The organism is Kribbella deserti (assembly GCF_042434725.1).
GTDB classification, from domain to species: domain Bacteria; phylum Actinomycetota; class Actinomycetes; order Propionibacteriales; family Kribbellaceae; genus Kribbella; species Kribbella deserti.
This window is the reverse complement of the sequence record NZ_JBHLTC010000036.1, coordinates 125,152-143,318: the sequence shown is the minus strand read 5'-3', so window position 1 is coordinate 143,318 and position 18,167 is coordinate 125,152. Positions and strand designations below refer to the sequence as shown.

General features: G+C 67.3%; 18 protein-coding genes. 12 read left to right on the top strand and 6 right to left on the bottom strand.

What is annotated here, in order from left to right; translation table 11 throughout:
- Positions 1-6 precede the first annotated feature (6 nt).
- From ACFFGN_RS27465 to ACFFGN_RS27435, 7 genes are all read left to right on the top strand, one after another.
- On the top strand, positions 7-327 hold the full coding sequence (locus tag ACFFGN_RS27465; protein WP_380053052.1) for a hypothetical protein: 321 nt from the start codon (positions 7-9) through the stop codon (positions 325-327).
- A gap of 55 nt (positions 328-382) precedes the next feature.
- Complete coding sequence (locus ACFFGN_RS27460; protein WP_380053050.1) at positions 383-1,819, top strand: GuaB1 family IMP dehydrogenase-related protein; 1,437 nt, start codon at positions 383-385, stop codon at positions 1,817-1,819.
- A gap of 892 nt (positions 1,820-2,711) precedes the next feature.
- Positions 2,712-3,593 carry an ABC transporter ATP-binding protein gene (locus ACFFGN_RS27455; RefSeq protein WP_380053048.1) on the top strand — a complete coding sequence of 294 codons (882 nt, stop codon included), beginning with the start codon at positions 2,712-2,714 and terminating at the stop codon, positions 3,591-3,593.
- Positions 3,590-4,438: an ABC transporter permease gene (locus ACFFGN_RS27450; protein WP_380053046.1), complete on the top strand. Its 849-nt coding sequence runs from the start codon at positions 3,590-3,592 to the stop codon at positions 4,436-4,438. Before ACFFGN_RS27455 ends, ACFFGN_RS27450 begins: the two co-directional genes overlap by 4 nt.
- A gap of 173 nt (positions 4,439-4,611) precedes the next feature.
- Positions 4,612-5,607 (top strand): NADP-dependent oxidoreductase, encoded by a 996-nt coding sequence (locus ACFFGN_RS27445; RefSeq protein ID WP_380053044.1) that lies wholly within the window; start codon positions 4,612-4,614, stop codon positions 5,605-5,607.
- Between the two features lie 42 nt (positions 5,608-5,649).
- Positions 5,650-6,504 carry an alpha/beta fold hydrolase gene (locus ACFFGN_RS27440; RefSeq protein ID WP_380053042.1) on the top strand — a complete coding sequence of 285 codons (855 nt, stop codon included), beginning with the start codon at positions 5,650-5,652 and terminating at the stop codon, positions 6,502-6,504.
- A gap of 171 nt (positions 6,505-6,675) precedes the next feature.
- Positions 6,676-7,278 carry a TetR/AcrR family transcriptional regulator gene (locus ACFFGN_RS27435; RefSeq protein WP_380053040.1) on the top strand — a complete coding sequence of 201 codons (603 nt, stop codon included), beginning with the start codon at positions 6,676-6,678 and terminating at the stop codon, positions 7,276-7,278.
- 21 nt (positions 7,279-7,299) lie between these two features.
- Here ACFFGN_RS27435 and ACFFGN_RS27430 read toward each other — a convergent pair whose 3' ends face one another.
- Positions 7,300-8,145, bottom strand: a complete 846-nt coding sequence (locus tag ACFFGN_RS27430) for an alpha/beta fold hydrolase (protein WP_380053038.1) — start codon at positions 8,143-8,145, stop codon at positions 7,300-7,302.
- A 71-nt stretch (positions 8,146-8,216) separates the two neighbouring features.
- Between ACFFGN_RS27430 and ACFFGN_RS27425 the strand changes: the two genes are divergently transcribed.
- Entirely contained in the window at positions 8,217-8,999 is a 783-nt protein-coding gene (locus tag ACFFGN_RS27425) for a TetR/AcrR family transcriptional regulator C-terminal domain-containing protein (protein ID WP_380053036.1), read from the top strand.
- Here the strand turns inward: ACFFGN_RS27425 and ACFFGN_RS27420 are convergent.
- The 3 genes from ACFFGN_RS27420 to ACFFGN_RS27410 are packed head-to-tail and all read right to left on the bottom strand — an operon-like array spanning position 8,996 to position 11,481.
- Positions 8,996-9,688 carry a pentapeptide repeat-containing protein gene (locus ACFFGN_RS27420; protein ID WP_380053034.1) on the bottom strand — a complete coding sequence of 231 codons (693 nt, stop codon included), beginning with the start codon at positions 9,686-9,688 and terminating at the stop codon, positions 8,996-8,998. The genes ACFFGN_RS27425 and ACFFGN_RS27420 overlap by 4 nt on opposite strands.
- 20 nt (positions 9,689-9,708) lie before the next feature.
- Positions 9,709-10,587 carry an ROK family protein gene (locus ACFFGN_RS27415; RefSeq protein WP_380053032.1) on the bottom strand — a complete coding sequence of 293 codons (879 nt, stop codon included), beginning with the start codon at positions 10,585-10,587 and terminating at the stop codon, positions 9,709-9,711.
- Between the two features lie 42 nt (positions 10,588-10,629).
- Positions 10,630-11,481, bottom strand: coding sequence for an SDR family oxidoreductase (locus ACFFGN_RS27410; RefSeq protein WP_380053030.1), 852 nt, complete (start codon positions 11,479-11,481; stop codon positions 10,630-10,632).
- 118 nt (positions 11,482-11,599) lie between these two features.
- Between ACFFGN_RS27410 and ACFFGN_RS27405 the strand changes: the two genes are divergently transcribed.
- A complete protein-coding gene (locus tag ACFFGN_RS27405; protein ID WP_380053028.1) occupies positions 11,600-11,995 on the top strand; it encodes a winged helix-turn-helix transcriptional regulator in 396 nt (131 codons plus the stop codon).
- Here ACFFGN_RS27405 and ACFFGN_RS27400 read toward each other — a convergent pair whose 3' ends face one another.
- The gene (locus tag ACFFGN_RS27400) at positions 11,996-12,958 is read right to left on the bottom strand and encodes a helix-turn-helix transcriptional regulator (protein WP_380053026.1); all 963 of its coding nucleotides are present in this window, start codon (positions 12,956-12,958) and stop codon (positions 11,996-11,998) included.
- Positions 12,959-13,018: 60 nt separating this feature from the next.
- On the opposite strand from ACFFGN_RS27400, the gene ACFFGN_RS27395 reads away from it, so the two are divergent.
- Both ACFFGN_RS27395 and ACFFGN_RS27390 read left to right on the top strand, forming a co-directional pair.
- Positions 13,019-14,152: an epoxide hydrolase family protein gene (locus ACFFGN_RS27395; protein ID WP_380053024.1), complete on the top strand. Its 1,134-nt coding sequence runs from the start codon at positions 13,019-13,021 to the stop codon at positions 14,150-14,152.
- A gap of 325 nt (positions 14,153-14,477) precedes the next feature.
- Positions 14,478-14,939: a MarR family winged helix-turn-helix transcriptional regulator gene (locus ACFFGN_RS27390; RefSeq protein WP_380053022.1), complete on the top strand. Its 462-nt coding sequence runs from the start codon at positions 14,478-14,480 to the stop codon at positions 14,937-14,939.
- 458 nt (positions 14,940-15,397) lie between these two features.
- Here ACFFGN_RS27390 and ACFFGN_RS27385 read toward each other — a convergent pair whose 3' ends face one another.
- Positions 15,398-16,387, bottom strand: a complete 990-nt coding sequence (locus tag ACFFGN_RS27385; protein ID WP_380053020.1) for an ArsR family transcriptional regulator — start codon at positions 16,385-16,387, stop codon at positions 15,398-15,400.
- Positions 16,388-16,621: 234 nt separating this feature from the next.
- Between ACFFGN_RS27385 and ACFFGN_RS27380 the strand changes: the two genes are divergently transcribed.
- On the top strand, positions 16,622-18,166 hold the full coding sequence (locus tag ACFFGN_RS27380; RefSeq protein ID WP_380053018.1) for an ABC transporter substrate-binding protein: 1,545 nt from the start codon (positions 16,622-16,624) through the stop codon (positions 18,164-18,166).
- The last annotated feature ends 1 nt before the right edge of the window (position 18,167 follow it).

Here is an 18,167-nt window from a genome sequence, read left to right as displayed (position 1 = left end):
TGAGGCATGGCCGAACGGATCATGTACGTCCAGTTGAAGACGGGCCACGCGACAGACCGCGGCCCGGCGTGGATCGCGCGGGTCCGGTTCTCGAAGACCTGGAGTACGGCGTACGTGCATGGGCGGACGCTTCGCCGGGCCACCAGCCTGGTCGACGCCAACTTCTACGACGTGGAAACCAATGAAGAGTTCTGGGTGTCCGGGCCGAAGCGGGACCAGAGCGACGGGCGCTACGGCAATACCCCGCCCGAGGTCGACCCCGACGTACGAGACGAGTACGAGGCCTTCCTCCGGGGCGCGGTTCTCCCAGGACGGGAGCAGGGCTAGCGCCGTCACGTAGCCTCGAAGCGTCCGTAGGAATCGGCGGCTTGTGAGGTTGAACGTGCGCTTTCATCACGACCGGGTCCCTCAGCAGGACCTTGCGTTCAGTGACGTGTTCCTGGTGCCGAACCGGTCGGGGGTGGCGTCCCGGCTCGAGGTGGACCTGTCGACCGGCGACGGTACGGGGGCGACGATCCCGATCGTGGCGGCCAACATGACCGCGGTGTCCGGGCGGCGAATGGCCGAAACGATCGCGCGGTGTGGCGGGCTGGCCATCATTCCGCAGGACATTCCGGTACACGTCGTGGCCGAGGTCGTCTCGTGGGTCAAACAGCGGCACACGGTCTACGACACCCCGCTGATGATGACGCCGGACGGAACCGTCGGCGAGGCCCTCAACCTGTTGCCGAAGCGCGGCCACGGCGCCGTCATCGTGGTCGAGCAGCACCGGGCGGTCGGCGTGGTCACGGACGCGGACTGCGCGGGCGTCGATCGGTACACCCGGCTCGACTCGGTGATGTCGCGCGACCTACTGACCCTGCCCGACGGAATCGCCGCCGAGGCCGCGTTCGGCCAGTTGTACGACGGCCGCCATCGGCTGGCTCCGGTCGTCGACGGCGACGGGGGCATCGTCGGGATCCTCACCCGCCAACGAGCCCTCCGCTCGACGCTGTACCAGCCTGCCGTCGACGCGGCCGGCCAACTTCGGATCGGCGCTGCCATTGGTATCAACGGAGACGCCGAACAAAAGGCGAAGGCCCTGCTCGAGGCCGGCATCGACGTACTCGTCGTCGACACCGCGCACGGCCACCAGGAACGAATGCTCGAGGTTCTCCGCCAGGTGCGAGCGCTGGACCCGCAGGTTCCGGTGGTCGCGGGCAACGTGGCCACCGCCGAGGGTGTCGCCGACCTCGTGGCGGCCGGCGCCGACATCGTGAAGGTGGGCGTTGGTCCAGGCGCCATGTGCACCACCCGGATGCAGACGGCGGTTGGACGGCCCCAGTTCTCCGCCGTACTGGAATGCGCCACCAAGGCCAGGGAACTCGGAAAGCACATCTGGGCCGACGGTGGCGTCCGGCACCCCCGCGACGTCGCGCTGGCCCTTGCCGCCGGTGCGTCCAGCGTGATGATCGGCTCCTGGTTCGCAGGCACGTACGAATCGCCTGGTGATCCGCAGCGGGACAGCGACGGCCGGATCTACAAGGAGAGCTTCGGCATGGCCTCGGCGCGCGCGGTTCAGCTGCGCACGTCCGAGGAAACGCCGTTCCAGCGAGCCCGCAAGGGATTCTTCAGCGAGGGCATCTCCAAGGCGCGGATGTACGTCGACCCCGACCGGCCGAGCGTCGAAGACCTGCTCGACTCGATCGTCTCCGGCGTACGAAGCTCCGCGGCGTACGCGGGCGCAACCAACCTGGACGAGTTCCACCGCCGCGCGGTCGTCGGCATCCAGAGCGCCGCCGGCTACGCCGAAGGCATGCCCGTCGGCACCAGTTGGTAGGCCAAGCCTGGATCCACCGACGAGGCGGCCGGTTGCGCGTGCCGTAAAGCGAGAACGCCCTTAGTTGCTGGACGAACTTGAACCCCCTTGAGGGTGGCTGGCCACGCCCAACGTGGGTTGGCACCTGGGATTCCGGGGTGGTAACCCACCTTCCCGATGGCCAGCCACGCCGAAGGCAGGCCCGGTGGCACCTCAGGCCCGGATCGCGTTCGCACGGGCGAATCCCCGCGACTATTTCGGGGGTCGACCTGTGAAATGGGGGGTCGACTCGCCAAGCCTCGGACGTCAACCCCCACTTCGCACGTCAACCCCCGAAACTTCCGGCCGATCCCCGCCGGCAAGCCGCAGGTGGCGTCGAAGCATGAGTTCCAGGTGGCCGCCAAGCGCTACCGTCCACCGACACGTCGAATCGACCGACCGCCCGGGCCTCCACGGGATCTACCCCACGCAACCGCCCCGGTCTCCAGGAACCACCCCTACGCAACCCGCGCCGAGCCCGGACGGCGCAACCCGACGCGCAGCGCACGGAACGTCCCTCAATCCCGGCCACACCTCACCCGTCCCCCTGATAGCAACCGACCTGACACTTCGAAAGACTCAGGGGGACGGGTGCCCACCGACTTCGCTGGCTCAACGCCAAGTACGTCCCGCAGGTCATGCTGCCGGACCTCGCCAGGCCTCTCGACCCCCACAGATGCCCCCTCACACCTCCCCGACGCAGTAACGGTGACAGTGCATTCACCGCCAGCTCATTGCAACTATCGCCCACCTAGCCCTCCTTTGCATTCAGCATCATCTCATTGCAATCACCTGTAAAATAAGGCTTCTCATATTTGACGACCGCCTGAACGCAACGTAGCCTTCAAGAAATTCTGAACAAGAGGGCGGTGCGATGGGTAAAGAGTGCGTACTCGGCGTGGAGCAGCTACAGATGCGGTACGGGACGCGGGATGTGCTGCATGAGGTGACCTTCCACGTCGACCGGGGTGAGGTGCTGGCGCTGCTCGGGCCGAACGGCGCGGGCAAGACCACGACGATCGAGATCCTCGAGGGCTTCCGGTTGCGCTCGGGGGGTCGGGCCGAAGTGCTGGGCGTGGATCCGGCGTACGGCGACGAGCGGTGGCGGGCGCGAATCGGCGTCGTACTGCAATCGTGGCGGGATCACGGTAAATGGCGCGTGCGCGAGCTCCTGGCCCACCTCGGTTCGTACTACCGGGCGTACTCCACGGCTGAGGTGCAACGGCCGTGGGATGCCGATGAACTGATCGAGGCGGTCGGCCTGACGGCGCAGGCCGATCAGAAGATCAAGGTGCTGTCGGGTGGTCAGCGGCGCCGGCTCGATGTCGCGATCGGCATTGTCGGGCGACCGGAGGTGTTGTTCCTGGACGAGCCGACCACCGGGTTCGATCCGGCCGCGCGGCACGAGTTCCACGAGCTGGTCCGGCGGCTGGCGCGTGAGCACGGGACGAGTGTCCTGCTCACCACGCACGACCTCAACGAGGCCGACCGGCTGGCCGAGCGGATCGTCATCCTGGCCGGCGGGCGGATCATTGCTGACGGCACCGCCGACCAGCTCGCGCGCCGGATCGCCGGGCAGGACGAGGTCCGCTGGAGCTGTGACGGCCAGGCCTTCGCGAAGTCGATGACCGACTCAACCGCCTTTGTCCGTGGGCTTTTCGGCCAGTACGGCGAGGCCATCCGCGATCTCGAAGTCCGTCGCGCCTCGCTGGAGAACACCTATCTCAGCCTGGTTCACGAGAGCGAGGCCCGATGAACACCACGCCTTCGGCATTGCGGATCGGCTGGCGGCGCGGGCTGATCGAACTGCGTCAGTCGTTCACCAATCCAGCCGATCTTGTCAGCCATTTTCTTTGGCCGGTGCTGATGCTGATCGTGATGTACTTCCTGCGCGACAACGCCTTTGGCAGCAGCGGATTCCTGCTGGGCACACTCGCACTGCCCAGCATTCTCGGCATGAACGCCGCCCTCGGCATGATCAGCATGAGCCAGCAACTGACCGCCGACCGCGAGGACGGAACGTTGCTGCGGGCAAAGGCCGTACCGCGGGGCATGCAGGGATACCTGGTCGGCAAGGTGGTCTCCGTTGCCGGTTCCACCCTGGCCGACCTGGCGATCCTGCTGATTCCGGCGCTGTTCATCATCGAGGGCCTGTCGATCGAAGGCGCCGCGCCGTGGTTGAACCTCAGCTGGGTGCTGGTACTCGGTCTCGCCGCGACGCTGCCGATCGGCGCCGTACTGGGATCGATCTTCACCAGTGCCAGAGCCCAAGGGCTGGTCCAGTTGCCGATGCTCGGCATGATGGCGATCTCCGGAATCTTCTATCCGATCACCTCGATGCCCGACTGGCTGCAAGCCATCGCGCAGCTCACGCCGATCTACTGGCTGGGCCTGGGCATGCGTTCGGCGCTACTGCCCGACAGTGCGGTCGCGATCGAGATCGGCGCTTCGTGGCGACACGTCGAAACCGTTGCGGTACTGGGGATCTGGGCCGTTCTTGGCCTGCTGATCGCCCCGATCGTGCTGCGTCGCATGGCCCGCCGCGAGTCCGGCTCCACCGTCGCCCACCGCCGCGAAAAGGCGCTTCAACGCGTGGGCTGAAGCCGGCCTGCCTCAGTTGCCCGTGATGCCGTCACCCCAGCCGGGGTGGCGGCATTCGCATGTCCGGGGCCGGCCCGGCAGGCCAGGCGCTTGACAATTCAACTGAGTACGCTCAATATTGAGTTAACTCAGTAATCAACCACCGGCCGGTAAGGCCAGAAGGAACAGCTGCCATGCGAGCGTTTGTCATCGACCAGTACAAGGGACGAGTCCGGAAAGCCGACGTGGCTGAGCCCGCGATGGGGGAGCACGACGTACTCGTAGAAGTTCGGGCCGCCGGGCTGAACATGCTTGACGAGAAGATCCGGCTTGGTGAGTTGAAGATGGTGCTGCCTTACAAGCTGCCGCAGATCCTCGGTAACGATGTGGCCGGCACGGTGATCGGCGTCGGTTCGGCGGTGCAAGGATTCAAGCCGGGTGACGAGGTGTATGCCCGGCCCGGCAAGGACCGGATCGGAACCTTCGCCGAGCGCATTGCCATCGCCGAGGTGGACCTGGCGCTCAAGCCGGCCTCGATCGATCTGGTGGAAGCGGCCTCGCTGCCGCTGGTCGCCTTGACCGCGTGGCAGGCCCTGGTTGAGCGAGGCAACCTCCGGCCGGGACAACGCGTCCTCATTCACGCCGGCGCCGGTGGCGTCGGCACGATCGCGATCCAGCTCGCAAAGCACCTCGGCGCGACTGTCGCCACCACGGCCAGCACTGGCAACCTCGACTTCGTCCGCGAGCTCGGGGCGGACCACGTCATCGACTACCGCCATCAGGACTTCGAACAGCTCGTACAGGGCTACGACCTGGTGCTGGACAGCCTCGGCGGGGAGAACCTCGAGAAGTCGCTCCGCGTGCTGCGTCCGGGCGGCAAGGTGATCGGAATCGCAGGCCCGCCCGACCCGGCGTCCGCCCGTGAGCTCGGCGTCAACCCGCTCGTCCGGCTGGGAACGGCCGCCCTCAGCAGCGGGATCCGCCGCAAGGCCAGGCGCCTCGGCGTGACGTACGAGTTCCTCTTCATGCGCGCCAGCGGTGAGCAGCTCCGCCGAATCGCTGCCCTCGTTGACGATGGCGCGCTGCGTCCGGTCGTTGGACGGGTCTTCGACTTCGACGAGACCGCGCAGGCAGTTCAGTCGCTGGCGAAGGGCGGCATTCGCGGCAAGGCCGTCATCACCAGGGCCTGACCACACCCTTCACATCGAGCACCCACGAAATTGGAGATCACCATGAACGCATCGAACGACGTCATCACCGCCTACCGGCACGCGCCCACGCGCACCGTAGAGGCCGGCGGCGTCACCTACGCCTACCGCGAGCTGGGGCGCAAAGGCGGGATTCCCGTTGTCTTCTTCGTGCACCTCGCCGCGACGCTCGACAACTGGGACCCGCGCATCGTCGACCCCATCGCCCAGAACCGCCACGTCATCGCCTTCGACCAGCGAGGTGTCGGAGCATCCACCGGACAGGTGCCGGACAGCGTCGAGGCGATGGCCGACGACGCCTTCGCCTTCATCACGGCGCTCGGGTTCGACAAAGTTGACATCTTCTCGTTCTCGCTCGGCGGTTTCGTCGCCCAGGCCCTGGTGCTGAAGCACCCCGACCTTGTTCGAAAGCTCGTGCTGACCGGCACCGGGCCGAAGGGCGGCAAAGACATCGACAAGGTTGCCGGCGTTACGTACCGGGACATTCTGCGCGCCACCCTTGCGCGCTCTGACGCCAAGGAGTTTCTGTTCTTCAACCGCAACGCCACCGGCAAGCTCGCCGCGCGCGCGTTCGTCAACCGGCTCAAGGAGCGCACCGCCGACCGTGACGCGCCGATCAAGATCAAGGCGTTCCGGACACAGCTGAAGGCGATCCAGACCTGGGGCCGCTCGGTCCCCGACGACCTGTCGAAGATCACTCAACCCACCCTGATCGCCAACGGCGACAACGATCGCATGGTGCCCTCCGTTCTCTCCGAGGACCTGCACCGGCGCATCAAAGGCAGTCAGCTAGTCATCTTCCCGGACTCCGGTCACGGCGGCATCTTCCAGTTTCACGAGAAGTTCAGCCCCCTTGCCGTCGAGTTTCTCGCCCGCTAGCCGACAGCTCGCAACCCCGTGCTCCTTGCCCGTTGGCCGGCAGCGCCGCAACCCCGTGCTCCTTGTCTGCCAGCCGCCAGCAGCCGTGGAAGAATGAGTGCCCCCGCGCATCACAAGCGCGCGCGGCGGAAACCCACGTAGCAGGAATCCCACAGCAGGAGGGCGGCAACCATGCCCCTCGCTTCCCAGCCGGCCGGACGGCGCGAGCGGAACAAGCAGCAGAAGCTCGACCGGATCACCGCCGCCGCCCGGGAGCTGTTCGCCGAGCGTGGCGTCGACGAAGTGACCACGCAGGAGATCGCCGACAAGGCCGATATCGGTGCGGGCACGCTGTTCCTCTACGCCAAGACCAAAGGCGAACTCCTCCTGCTCGTGCAGAACTCCACCTACGCCGACGCGCTCGCACAGGGCAAGTCCGAGGCCGCGAGTCTGGCCGACCTGCTCGACGCGGTGATGGCGATCTTGCGCCCGGTGGTGGAATGCAACCGCAAGCAGATCGACAACGGGCGGACCTACCTGCGGGAGATCATCTTCGGTGATCCCGAAGAGCCCCACCACCGCGACGCGATCGGTATGACCGTGCAAACCGAAAAGGCGATCGCCGAAGTACTGCAGCGGGACGAGCGCGTCAGTGCCGACGACGCCGCGACGCTCGCGCACATCGTTTCCGCGATCATGTTCGTCAGCATGGCGGCGACCATCAACATCGCCAAGCCGGTCGATGAGATTGTTGCGGAGATCAAGGACCAGGTCCGGGTGCTGCTGCCGAAGTGAACCCGCAATCTGCCTAGCCGTTCAGCCCGTGGGCAGTGCGGCGAGTAGCCAGGCGGTGATGGCGGGCAGGACGGTGTTGGCTTGCATGGCCTGCATGTGGTCGAGGTCGGCCAGGATCTCCACCTGCCAGCCGAGGCGCTCGAGTTCCTGGCGGTTGGCCAGTACGGGTTCGGCGATCGCGACGTGGGCGTTGTTCCAGCGTGGTCCGTAGTCGATGTTGTCGTTGCCGCCCACCACGCAAAGCCGCGGACAGGCGATGCGGTCCTGGACAGCCCGATCGTCGAAGCCCTGCAACGACTCGTAGAGGGTGACGAACTGCCCGGTCTGAGCGTCGTTCAGCACGACCGCCGCGCTGTCCCAATCACCCGGTACGACGTCAGCGGGTTCCACCGGAGTATCGGCCTCGACCGCCTCGGCGTGGGTGGCCCGGGTGACCACCAGCATGGCGTCGTACGGGCCGTCGATCGGTGGGAAGCCGCCCATCACCAGGGCGGTCAGTCGATCGGTGCGGATGGCGAGTTGCAGTCCGGTAGCGCCCAGCCAGGAATAGCCGTAGTACGCGAACGACTCCGCGCCGGCGGCGTCGGCCACGGCCAGGAAGTCCGCCACCAGGTTGTCCGCGGTCAGCGAATCGGCCTTCGGCTGTGCCTGGACGTGGCCCTCGTAATCGAAGGCGATCACCCGGAAGTGCTGCGCCAGAGCCTGAACCAGTGAATACCCCAAGGACGGATCGGCGCCCCAGGCCCGCGCCTGCTCCGCCGTGGGTCCTTCCTCCGCCGGTGCGGGATTGACCGGCAGCAGCAGGTTCGGCCCGGTGCCGTGGATCTCGAAGCCGAGTTCGGCTCCATCATGCAGTTCGGCGATCACGGGAACTCCAATCTCTATACACTGTAAAACGTTGCCGACCATAACACTTTACGGTGTAAGGAGAAAAGTTGATGCCCGAATACGCCGGTCAAGGCGATCCCGCGCGCACGCTCGCGCTGTTGTGGGGCCGGACCGCGCCGGGCAAGCGCGGGCCGAGTCAGACCTCGAGCGTGGCGGAGATCGTCGAGACCGCGATCCGGATCGCCGATCGCGACGGCCTGCCGGGTTTGTCGATGCGGGCCGTCGGGCGGGAGCTGGGGCGTACGGCGATGTCGCTCTACACGTACGTGCCGAGCCGGGCCGAACTTGTCGATCTCATGTACGACGAGGTACATCGGCCGTTGGCGGTCGAGCAGAAGAAGATCAGGGTCTGGCGCAAGGCCGCGATCGAGTGGTGCCGCGGATTGCGGGCCATCTACCTCGCGCATCCGTGGGTTTTGCAGGTGTCGTCGGCCCGACCGGTGCTCGGGCCGAACGAACAGGCCGTGCTCGAAGCCCTGTTGCGAATCCTTGCGGCCGGGAAGGCTCCGATCGAGGCGCGCCCGGCCGCGACGAGCGCGTTGTTCAGCATCGTGCGTGGCGCCGCGCAGCAGTCGGCGGAGGCGATCCGCGCTGCCGAGGCCACCGGTCAGTCAGACCAGCAGTGGTGGGCCGCGCGAGCCGCCGCCTTGCAGGAGGTGGCGCCGGACTTCGCAGCCCGGTTCCCCGAATCGGTGGCGATCGCCGCCCACCAGGCCAAAGCCGGCGGCGATGAGCCGTGGGTCCGCGCGGCCGAACTCGCCTTCGAGGGAGCCGTCACGCTCATCCTCGACGGCCTCGCCACAAACCCCGCAGCGGACACCGTGAAGAGCTAGTAGTCGTCGGGGTGGGCGAGGGTGATCTGCAGGGCTGAGGCCATCGCGGCGGCGACGGCGAGGTGATCGGTGGGGGAGGTGTTCGCGATCGTCGCGCCGCCCAGACTGCCGATGCCGCGAGCGCCTTCCCAGCGGCACTCGACGAACAACGCCTTGGCCGCGGTGGCGTTGGAGAACTCCGCACCACTGAGGTCACAACCACGAAAGACCGTGCCGGTCAGATCGGCCGAGACGAAGTCCGCGTTGGTCAGCCTGCAGTCGATGAACTCCACCCGGCTGAACTTGGCGAACCGGAACGAGCTCATCTCCAGGATCGAGTCCCGCACCGTCACGTGCTGCAGGGAGAACGTCGGCGCCGACATGCCGGTCAACCGGCACGAGATGAACTCGGTACGGACCGCGGACGAGTCGGCCCAGCGCGCGTTCGCGAGATCGCAGTGGTCGAACACGGTGTCGGAGATCGTCAGCTTCTCCAGCTCCGACCCGGCCAGCCGGCACTGGTTCCACCGGCAGCCGGTGACATCCACCAGCCGGGCGTAGGCCGAGCCGAGATCCAGCTCGGTCAGCCAGAGATCCTCCAGGAACGCTTCATCGCCGAGATCGTCGGCCGTCATCGAGACGGCCTTCAGCTCATCCCGCAACCGCGGTGCCGCCAACTTGCCCGGTTTCGCTACCCGTCGTGAAGCCATCGGCGTCATCGTAACTGCGTTCAGCGGGCGGCGGCGCCGATGAGGGCGGAGGTTTCGGTGTCGGCGGTGACCGTGACCGGAACGCCCAGACCCAAGGCCGACTCGAAGGCAGGCCGAGCCAGATCGAAGGCGCCCGAAATCGAACCGCCGAGCACCACGGCCTCCACGCCGAAAGCCCGGGCCCACGGCGCCAAGGCCTCGGCCAGCGCCGTGAACGCGCCATCCAGTACGTGGATCGCCTCCGCTTCGCCGGCACGCGCCCGGTCCGCGATCTCCCGCACACCAAAGGATTCGCCCGCCTTCGGCTCGGACGCCGTACCTTGGGTGGCCCGGGTGTAGGCGCCGACGATCGCGCGGTGGGACATCTTGTCCTCGATCGGCGGTACGACCCGGAACAGCTCGCCGTTCGGTGGTACGTCGGACCCGGTGCGGACCGCCTTGCCGTCACGAAGGAACGCGGATCCAACACCCGTGCCGAGGGTGACGCCAACGCAGGAGGACCGGCCTTGCGTCGTACCGGCGGTCCACTCGCCAACGGCGAAGGCCTCCGCGTCATTGACGAACCGCAGCGCCGTACCGGGTAGGTCCAGGGCGGTCGCGAGGCGTGCGCGCAGATCTACGCCGTACAGCGCGTCGAATTTCTCCACGCCGCGGTACCACGCGACGCCCGCCTCGTAGTCGAACGGCCCGGGCATCGCCAGCGTCAGGCCTTCGCTGAGTACCGCTTGCCCGGCCGCGGCGAGATCCGCGACGAGGACGTCGGCCGGCGCGTGCGGATCGAGCGTGGTTCGTTGCACGATCTCAACGGCCCAGTCCGCCGGGTGGACCCGGGCCGCCGTGACGTGGCTGCCACCGATCTCGAGAACGCCTTTGGCCGGCACTGCGCTATTGGGATGCACGAGGCAACTATCCCCGATAACGCCGGGCCGGCGCCAAAGCTGCTAGGCGAGAATCTCCGCGACTACCTCGGCCAGCGGCGTGGCCGGACGGCCGATCAGCTTGCTCAGATCGCCACCGATCTCGACCAGCTGGCCGGTCTTGATGCCCTGGTCCCAGCCGACGTACAACTCCGCCACCTCGGCCGGAACACCGAAGCCGACAAGGGTTTCCTGGTGCGCCTCGGGCGTCAGGTCGTCGTACCGGACCTCGCGGCCGGAGACCTTGCCGACCTCGGCTGCGAGCTCGGCCAGGGTCCAGCCGGTGTCGCCCGCGAGCTCGTACACCTTGCCCTCGTGGCCGGTTCCGGTCAGTACGGCGACGGCCGCCGCGGCGTAGTCCTTGCGCGAGGCGTTGTGCAGCCGGCCCTCGCCTGCGCTGCCGATGATCACGCCGGACTCGACGGCCTGCTTGATCGGCTGTTCGTGGTTCTCGGTGTACCAGCCGTTGCGCAGGATCGTGGTGGTGAGACCCGACGTGGCCAGCAGCTCCTCGGTGCCGAGGTGCTCGGGCGCCAGGTTCAGCGTGCTGGTGTCGGCGTGCAGGAGGCTCGTGTAGACGAGGTGATCGACGCCGGCGGCCTGCGCGGCCTCGATCGCGTTCTTGTGCTGGCTGAGTCGCTGGCCGACCTCGCTGCTGGAGATCAGCAGGACCTTGTCGGCGCCCTGGAACGCGGCCTTCAGGCTGTCGGGATCGGTGTAGTCGCCGTGGCGGACCTCGATGCCCTTCGCGGCAAGGTCGGCGGCCTTGGCCGGTTCGCGCACCGCGACGGCGATCTGGTCGGCCGGCAACTGCGCGAGCAGGCCGTCGACGACAAGGCGGCCGAGCTGGCCGGTGGCTGCGGTGATGACGATCATGGCTGCTCCTCGAATCGGTGGGGTACTGCCTCCAAGCTTGCACTAACTATTCGAAAGTACAAACCAGGAGTGAGCAGCATCACAACCGCCGGTACGGCGTAGCGGGTACCGTGGGGATATGGCCGAAACGACGGGAATCGACGAGCACAACCAGCTCGTTTACGACGTTTTCGCCCGCAACTGCACGTCCCGCGCGACGCTCGAACACATCACCGGCCGTTGGGGCAGTCTCGCGATGGTGGCGTTGCTCGACGGCTCGCTGCGGTTCAACGCGCTTCGCCGCCGGGTCGACGGTGTGAGCGAGAAGATGCTGGCGCAGACCCTGCAGGCGCTCGAGCGCGACGGCTTTGTGCTTCGCGAGGCGCAGGCGACGATCCCGCCGCGGGTCGACTACAGCCTGACGCCCGAAGGCCGGCAGGTCGCGGCCAAGCTGATGGAGCTGATCGAGCTGCTCGAAGAGACCATGCCTGCCGTCACCGAGGCCAACATCCGGTACGACGAGAACCGGGCCTAGCTAGTGCTCGGAGATCGCGCGGAGGTATCGGTTGCCGATGACGCGCAGGTGGTCGACCAACTCAGGCGGCTCGGTCACCTGGAAGTCGAGCCCCAGCATTCCGATGTAGACGGCAACCACTTCCATACTGTCGGCGCCGGTCACCAGCACACAGGTCGATTCGTCCACGGACTCGACCACGCCAACCGCCGCGTGGATCCGCGACAGCACCTCTTCGGCCGACGCGAACACCGTGATCCGGGCGTGCACCTTCCAGCCCGTCGTCGCCACGTCGCGTAGGACGAAGTTGGTGTAGTCCTCGCCCGGCAAAGGCGTCGGCTTGAACCGCTGCCCGGTGGGCATCCGCAGGTCGATCCAGTCCACCCGGTACGTCGACCAGGCGCCCGAGGCGGGATCGCGGCCGACGAGATACCAGTGCCGGACCCAGCTCACCAACCGGTACGGCTCGATCCGGATCGGGAACTCCGCCGAGGCGTACTCGAACCGCAGGTAGTGCTGGTCGCGAATGGCGCTCGCGATCGTCGCCAGTACGGCGGCATCCACCTCGGGGTCCGGCACGTTGCTGCCGGTGTTGTCCGGGCCTTTGGAGGTCACCTCGTTCAAGGCGGTGACCTGGCGCCGGAGGCGATGCGGCAGGACCTGCTCCAGTTTCGCGAGGGCCCGCGCGCTGCTCTCCTCGATCCCGGCAACACCCGATCCGGTACGCAGCCCGACCGCCACCGCAACGGCCTCCTCGTCATCCAGCAGAAGCGGCGGCAACTTCGCGCCCGCGCCTAGTTGGTAGTACCCGGCGGGACCGCGCACGGCGTCGACTGGATAGCCGAGCTCGCGGAGGCGCTCGATGTCGTTGCGGATCGTGCGGGTGCTGACGTCCAGCCGGTCGGCGAGTTCGCTGCCCGTCCAGGCCGGTTTCGTCTGCAACAGGGCCAGCAAGGACAGCAGCCGGGAGGAAGTTTCGAGCATGTCAAAAATAGTCTCACAATTAGGAATCTAATGTTCCTATACGGGTTCTACCTTTAACTCATGACCGAGAACCTGAACCTCCGCCCCTTCCACGTCGACATCGCCCAGGCCGAGCTGGATGACCTGAATGAGCGCCTCGCCCGGACCCGCCTCCCGCAGGCCGCGCCCGGCGACAACTGGGACTACGGCGTCCCGAACTCCTACCTCAGCGAGACCGTCGAGTACTGGCGCAACGGTTTCGACTGGCGCAAGCAGGAGGCGCGGATGAACGAGTTCCCGCAGTACCTGACCGAGATCGACGGCCAGACCGTGCACTTCCTGCACGTACCGTCCGCCGAGGCCGACGCGACGCCGCTGCTGCTGATCCACACCTACCCGGGCTCGTTCGTCGACTTCCTCGACATGATCGGCCCGCTGACCGACCCGGTGGCGCACGGCGGCGACGCGGCCGACGCCTTCTCCGTGGTGGTTCCGTCCATCCCGGGCTTCGGCTTCAGCACCCCGCTGGTGGACCGCGGCTGGACGATGGACCGGGTCGCGAAGACCTTCGACCAGCTGATGCGCGGCCTCGGCTACGACCAGTACGGCGTGCACGGCAGCGACGCCGGCGCGATGATCTCGCGTGAACTGGGGCTGCTGAACCCCGACGGCTTCCTCGGACTGCACGTGCTGCAGCTCTTCTCGTTCCCCTCCGGCGATCCGGCCGAGTTCGAGAAGCTCGAGCCGAAGGACTACGCGGCGCTGGAGCACCTGAAGTGGTTCCAGTCGGTCGGCGGCTACAACGCGATCAACTCGACCCGGCCGCAGACCGTTGCCGTCGGCATCTCCGACTCACCCGTCGGGCAGTTGGCCTGGAACGAGCTGTTCAACAACTTCGGCGACGGCACCAGCCTGGTCACCCGCGACCAGATCCTGACCGAGGTGTCGCTGTACTGGTTCACGAACACCTCGGCCGCGGCCGGCCGGTACCACTACGAGGAGGCAAAGCGCGCCGCCGAGCCGGTGGTCAACGCCGCGCCGACCGGAGTGGCCGTCTTCGCCGACGACTTCAAGACGATCCGCACCTTCGCCGAGCGCGACAACAGCAACATCGTGCACTGGAGCGAGTTCCCCGACGGCGGCCACTTCGCCTCCCTCGAACGCCCCGAGCCCCTCGTCGCCGACTTGCGCTCCTTCTTCGCCAAGCTGAAGTAACCCCAATTCCACTCATCGGGCCCTTGTGACCCGGCGAGTCGCAACTCATCGGGCCCTTCCGGCCATCGCTTACCCCGTCTCGGTCGGGCAAGCCAACCGGAAGGGCCCGATGTCATTGCGTCCCGTTGCCGCTTCAAGCCTTCGTGAAGGTTCGTGAGCAGGCACCTGCCGAACTAGTTGCCCCGCCTGCCCTTCTTTGCGTTCGTTCGTCGGAATCCGCCTTCGCAGGCGCGCGCTGCCGGTACCGGTCCGCGGGGGCGGATTCCGACGAGTGAACGCAAGGAAGACGTGGGGGACGTGTCACGGGGGTCGGTAGAGTGGGGGGATGGCGGAGGTGCGGTGGCTGGATGCGGGGGAGGCCCGGATCTGGCAGTTGTACCGGGATGTTCAGCGCGAGTTGAACTCGGCGCTGGAGCGGCGGTTGACCGCGACCTCGGGGCTTTCGGGCGCCGATTACGCCGTACTGGTTGCCCTGTCCGAGGCGGACTGCGGCCTTCGTACCCGTGACCTCGGGCGAATCCTCGGCTGGGAGCGCAGCCGGCTATCCCACCAGGTCAGCCGCATGGAGAAGCGCGGCCAGGTGGCCCGGTTCGAGTGCGATACCGACGCCCGCGGCTCGATGGTCAAGCTCACGCCCACCGGCAAAGCCGCGATCGAAGCCGCCGCGCCGGATCACGTCGAGGCCGTGCGCACCTTCGTCTTCGACCGGCTCCACCCGAACGAACTCAAGGCCTTCGAAGCCGTACTCCAGCGCATCCTCACCGGCCTCCCCTCCACCAAGCCCTGACCTAGCCCCGATCCACCGCCCACGTCGAGTTTCGGTGGTCCGGATGGGCTGAGTGCCGGGTTGTTGCGCCGGTGCCGGTTTGTTGCGTGCCCGCTGCCGGGTTCTGTGGCCGCTACCCGGTTGCAGCCGGGTAGTCGTACCAAAAGTCGGTAGCCGACTCGCTTCGATCGCCGCATTCCGCGTCCGACCGTCGGAGATCCCACATTTCGCGTCCGACCGTGGGAGATCCCGCATTTCGCGTCCGACCGTGGGAGATCCCGCATTTCGCGTCCGACCGTGGGAAAGGGTGTGCCCGCGCCACCAACCACGCGGCCTACATGACGGCAAGCCCGACGCGCAGCGCACGGAACATCCAGAAACCCGGCCGTACCCCACCCGTCCCCTGATAGCCCGAACGACCTGAGCATTCGAATGACCCAGGGGGACGGGTGACCACGGAAACAGCCGACATCAGTGGATCAGGATGACTCGGTACGGCCGCTGAGCAGGGCTTTGCCGAGATCGGTGATGCTGTGGATTACCGAGCCGCCGTCGCGCACGCTGTCGATCAGGCCCGCCTTCTTCAGGATCGAGGCCTGCTTGCTCGCCGTACCAACTGACATGCCGAGGCGTCGCGCCAGGTCGCTGGTGGTTTGAGGCGTGCGGAGCAGTACGAGGCAGTCGGTGCGGGTCTGGCTCAGCAGTGGGCCGAGCGCGGCTTGTACGTCGTGTTCGGATCGCGCGGGCGCCCTCCCGCGTGCGCTGGCCGGGAAGACCAGAACCGGGGAGAGCCTTGGGTTGATCAACGTGACCGGCTTGCCTTCGCAGAAGTACGACGGGATGAGGGTCAAACCGCGCCCGCGCAGGTCCACCGTGTAGTTGCGCGGATAGGCGAGCGTCAGCACCCGGCCGTCCCAGTCGAGCGCGCCGGGTAGTTGCGCGAGCAGGTGGCTCAGTCCGTTGTTCGCCATCACCTGGACGCGCTGATGCCGGTCGGCCGTGACGGTATGACGGACCTGCGACCAGTACGGGGCGACGAGTACCTCGTATCCCTGGCGGACCGAGTTGACGACCTGCTGGACCTGACCGGGATCGCCCGCGGCCAGTTCGCGCACCCAGCGTGGCGGGGGTCGGTCGGTGAAGACCTGCGCGAGGTCCGTCCGCAGCCGCGCGCCCGGCATTCGGGCCAGCTCGGCGCAACCTTCTTCGACGGAGGTGATCAGTGGTCCGGGTGTGAGGAAGTCAGGGAAGTTGCCCTGCGGCGGGACCAGCGTGCACAGGATCGAGGCCCACTGCCGCCAGCCGGGCCCGGAAGCGGTCAGGCGCTGCCGGACGCTCTGCTCCCAGCCGTCCTGGTGCGTCTCGGTCTGGCCGGTCTGCAACCGGTGCAGGCTCAGCGCCAGCTCCCACAACGGATCCGGTTCCGCGGCCAGGCGCACTCGCTGCAGATCATCCGGTCCGAACACCATTCGCAACACCATTGGGCGACCCTCCGGAAGAAAACTACGCGAGGTCGCGGTCGCCGAACAACGGGTGACCCGATATTCGGGCGGACACGCCGTGCCCGACCGGCTGGGCGAGCAGCCGCCACAATGGGTAACGGTTCGTGCCGTAACTGTTGACACGACAATGAAGTTGACAACTATTTTCATTAACGGCAGGATCCGTTCGGCGACGACCCTCCCACCGTGAAGGAAATGCGTATGTCCGATGCCCTGAACCGCCGCGGTTTTCTCGGCTTGGCCGGTGCCCTCGGCATCGGCGCGCTGACCGGGTGCGGTGGTGACGCCACGGGCGCGGGCGGTGCCGCCGGCACGCCGAAGTCCGGCGGGGTGCTGCGCGCGGTCTTCGCCGGGGGTGGGCCGAAGGAGGTCCTCGACCCGCACGTGCAGAGCCTGTTCGTGGACATCGCCCGGCACAAGGCCATGTTCGACAAGCTGGTCGAGCTCGGCCCGGACCTGAAGCCGATGCCCCGCCTCGCCGCTAAGTACGAGCCGAACGCACAGGCCACGGTCTGGCGGTTCACGCTGCGCGACGCGGTGTTCCACGACGGCGCGAAGCTGACCAGCGAGGACGTGCTCTACAGCCTGTCGCGCGTGCTCGATCCGGCCGTACCGGACCGGGTGGCGCAGGGCGCGCTGGCGCAGCTCGACCTCAAGCGCAGCCGGGCCGTGGACGCGAAGACGGTCGAGCTCACGCTGAGCGCGCCGAACGCCGAGTTCCCCGCGTTGCTGGCGGGTATCGGCACCCAGATCGTGCGCAAGGGGTACGCCGACCCGTCGAAGCCCATCGGCACGGGCGCGTTCCGGTTCGAGTCGTTCCAGGCCGGCCGCTCGATGGTCGCGAAGCGGTTCGACGACTACTGGGACGGCCCGGCCTATCTCGACGAGCTGCACATTCTCTCGGCCGAGGCGGAGGCCCGCGGCAACGCCCTCCAGGGTGGCCAAGCGGAGTACGCGAACGACATGACGGCGACCTTCGCCCGGACGGCCGAGGCGGGCAAAACCGTTCGGATCGTGGCGGCCAAGGGCAGTACCACCCAGGCGCTGGTGATGAAGACCGACCGGGCGCCGTTCGACAATCCCGACGTGCGGCTGGCCTTCAAACTGCTGGCCGACCGCCAGCGGCTCGTGGACGTCGTTCTGTCGGGACGTGGTCTGGTCGGCAACGACCTTTTCGGTAAGGGATTCCAGTACTACCCCGGCGACCTGCCGCAGCGCGAGCGGAACGTCGAGGAGGCCCGCGCGTTGCTCAAGAAGGCGGGCGTGCTGAACAAGCCGCTGGAGATCTACACCGCCGACGCGACAGCCGGGTTCGTCGAGGCCGCCACGCTGTTCTCGCAGCAGGCCGGTGAGGCCGGGCTCAAGGTCACCGTCGCGACCGGAAACGCCGAGACCTATCACAAGGACCTGCTGACCAAGGGCCTGATCGGCAACCACCGGTCCGGCGCGATGCCCATTCCGCAGTACATCGCCGATCGGCTGCTCTCCACCTCGCCGTTCAACGCGACGGCCTGGCGCCGGCCGGCGTTCGACGCGGCCTTCGCCTCGGCGCAGGTGCTGACCGACGAGACGGCCCGCACGGCCAAGTACGCCGAGTTGCAGCGCACGATCCACAACGAGGGTGGACTGCTCGCCTGGGGTCATCCGGACTTCCTGGTCGGCATCTCCGCCAAGGTCCAGGGCGTGCAGGCCGTACCGCCGAACACGCTGGACTCCGCCCGGTTCGACAAGGTGTGGCTCGGCTGAG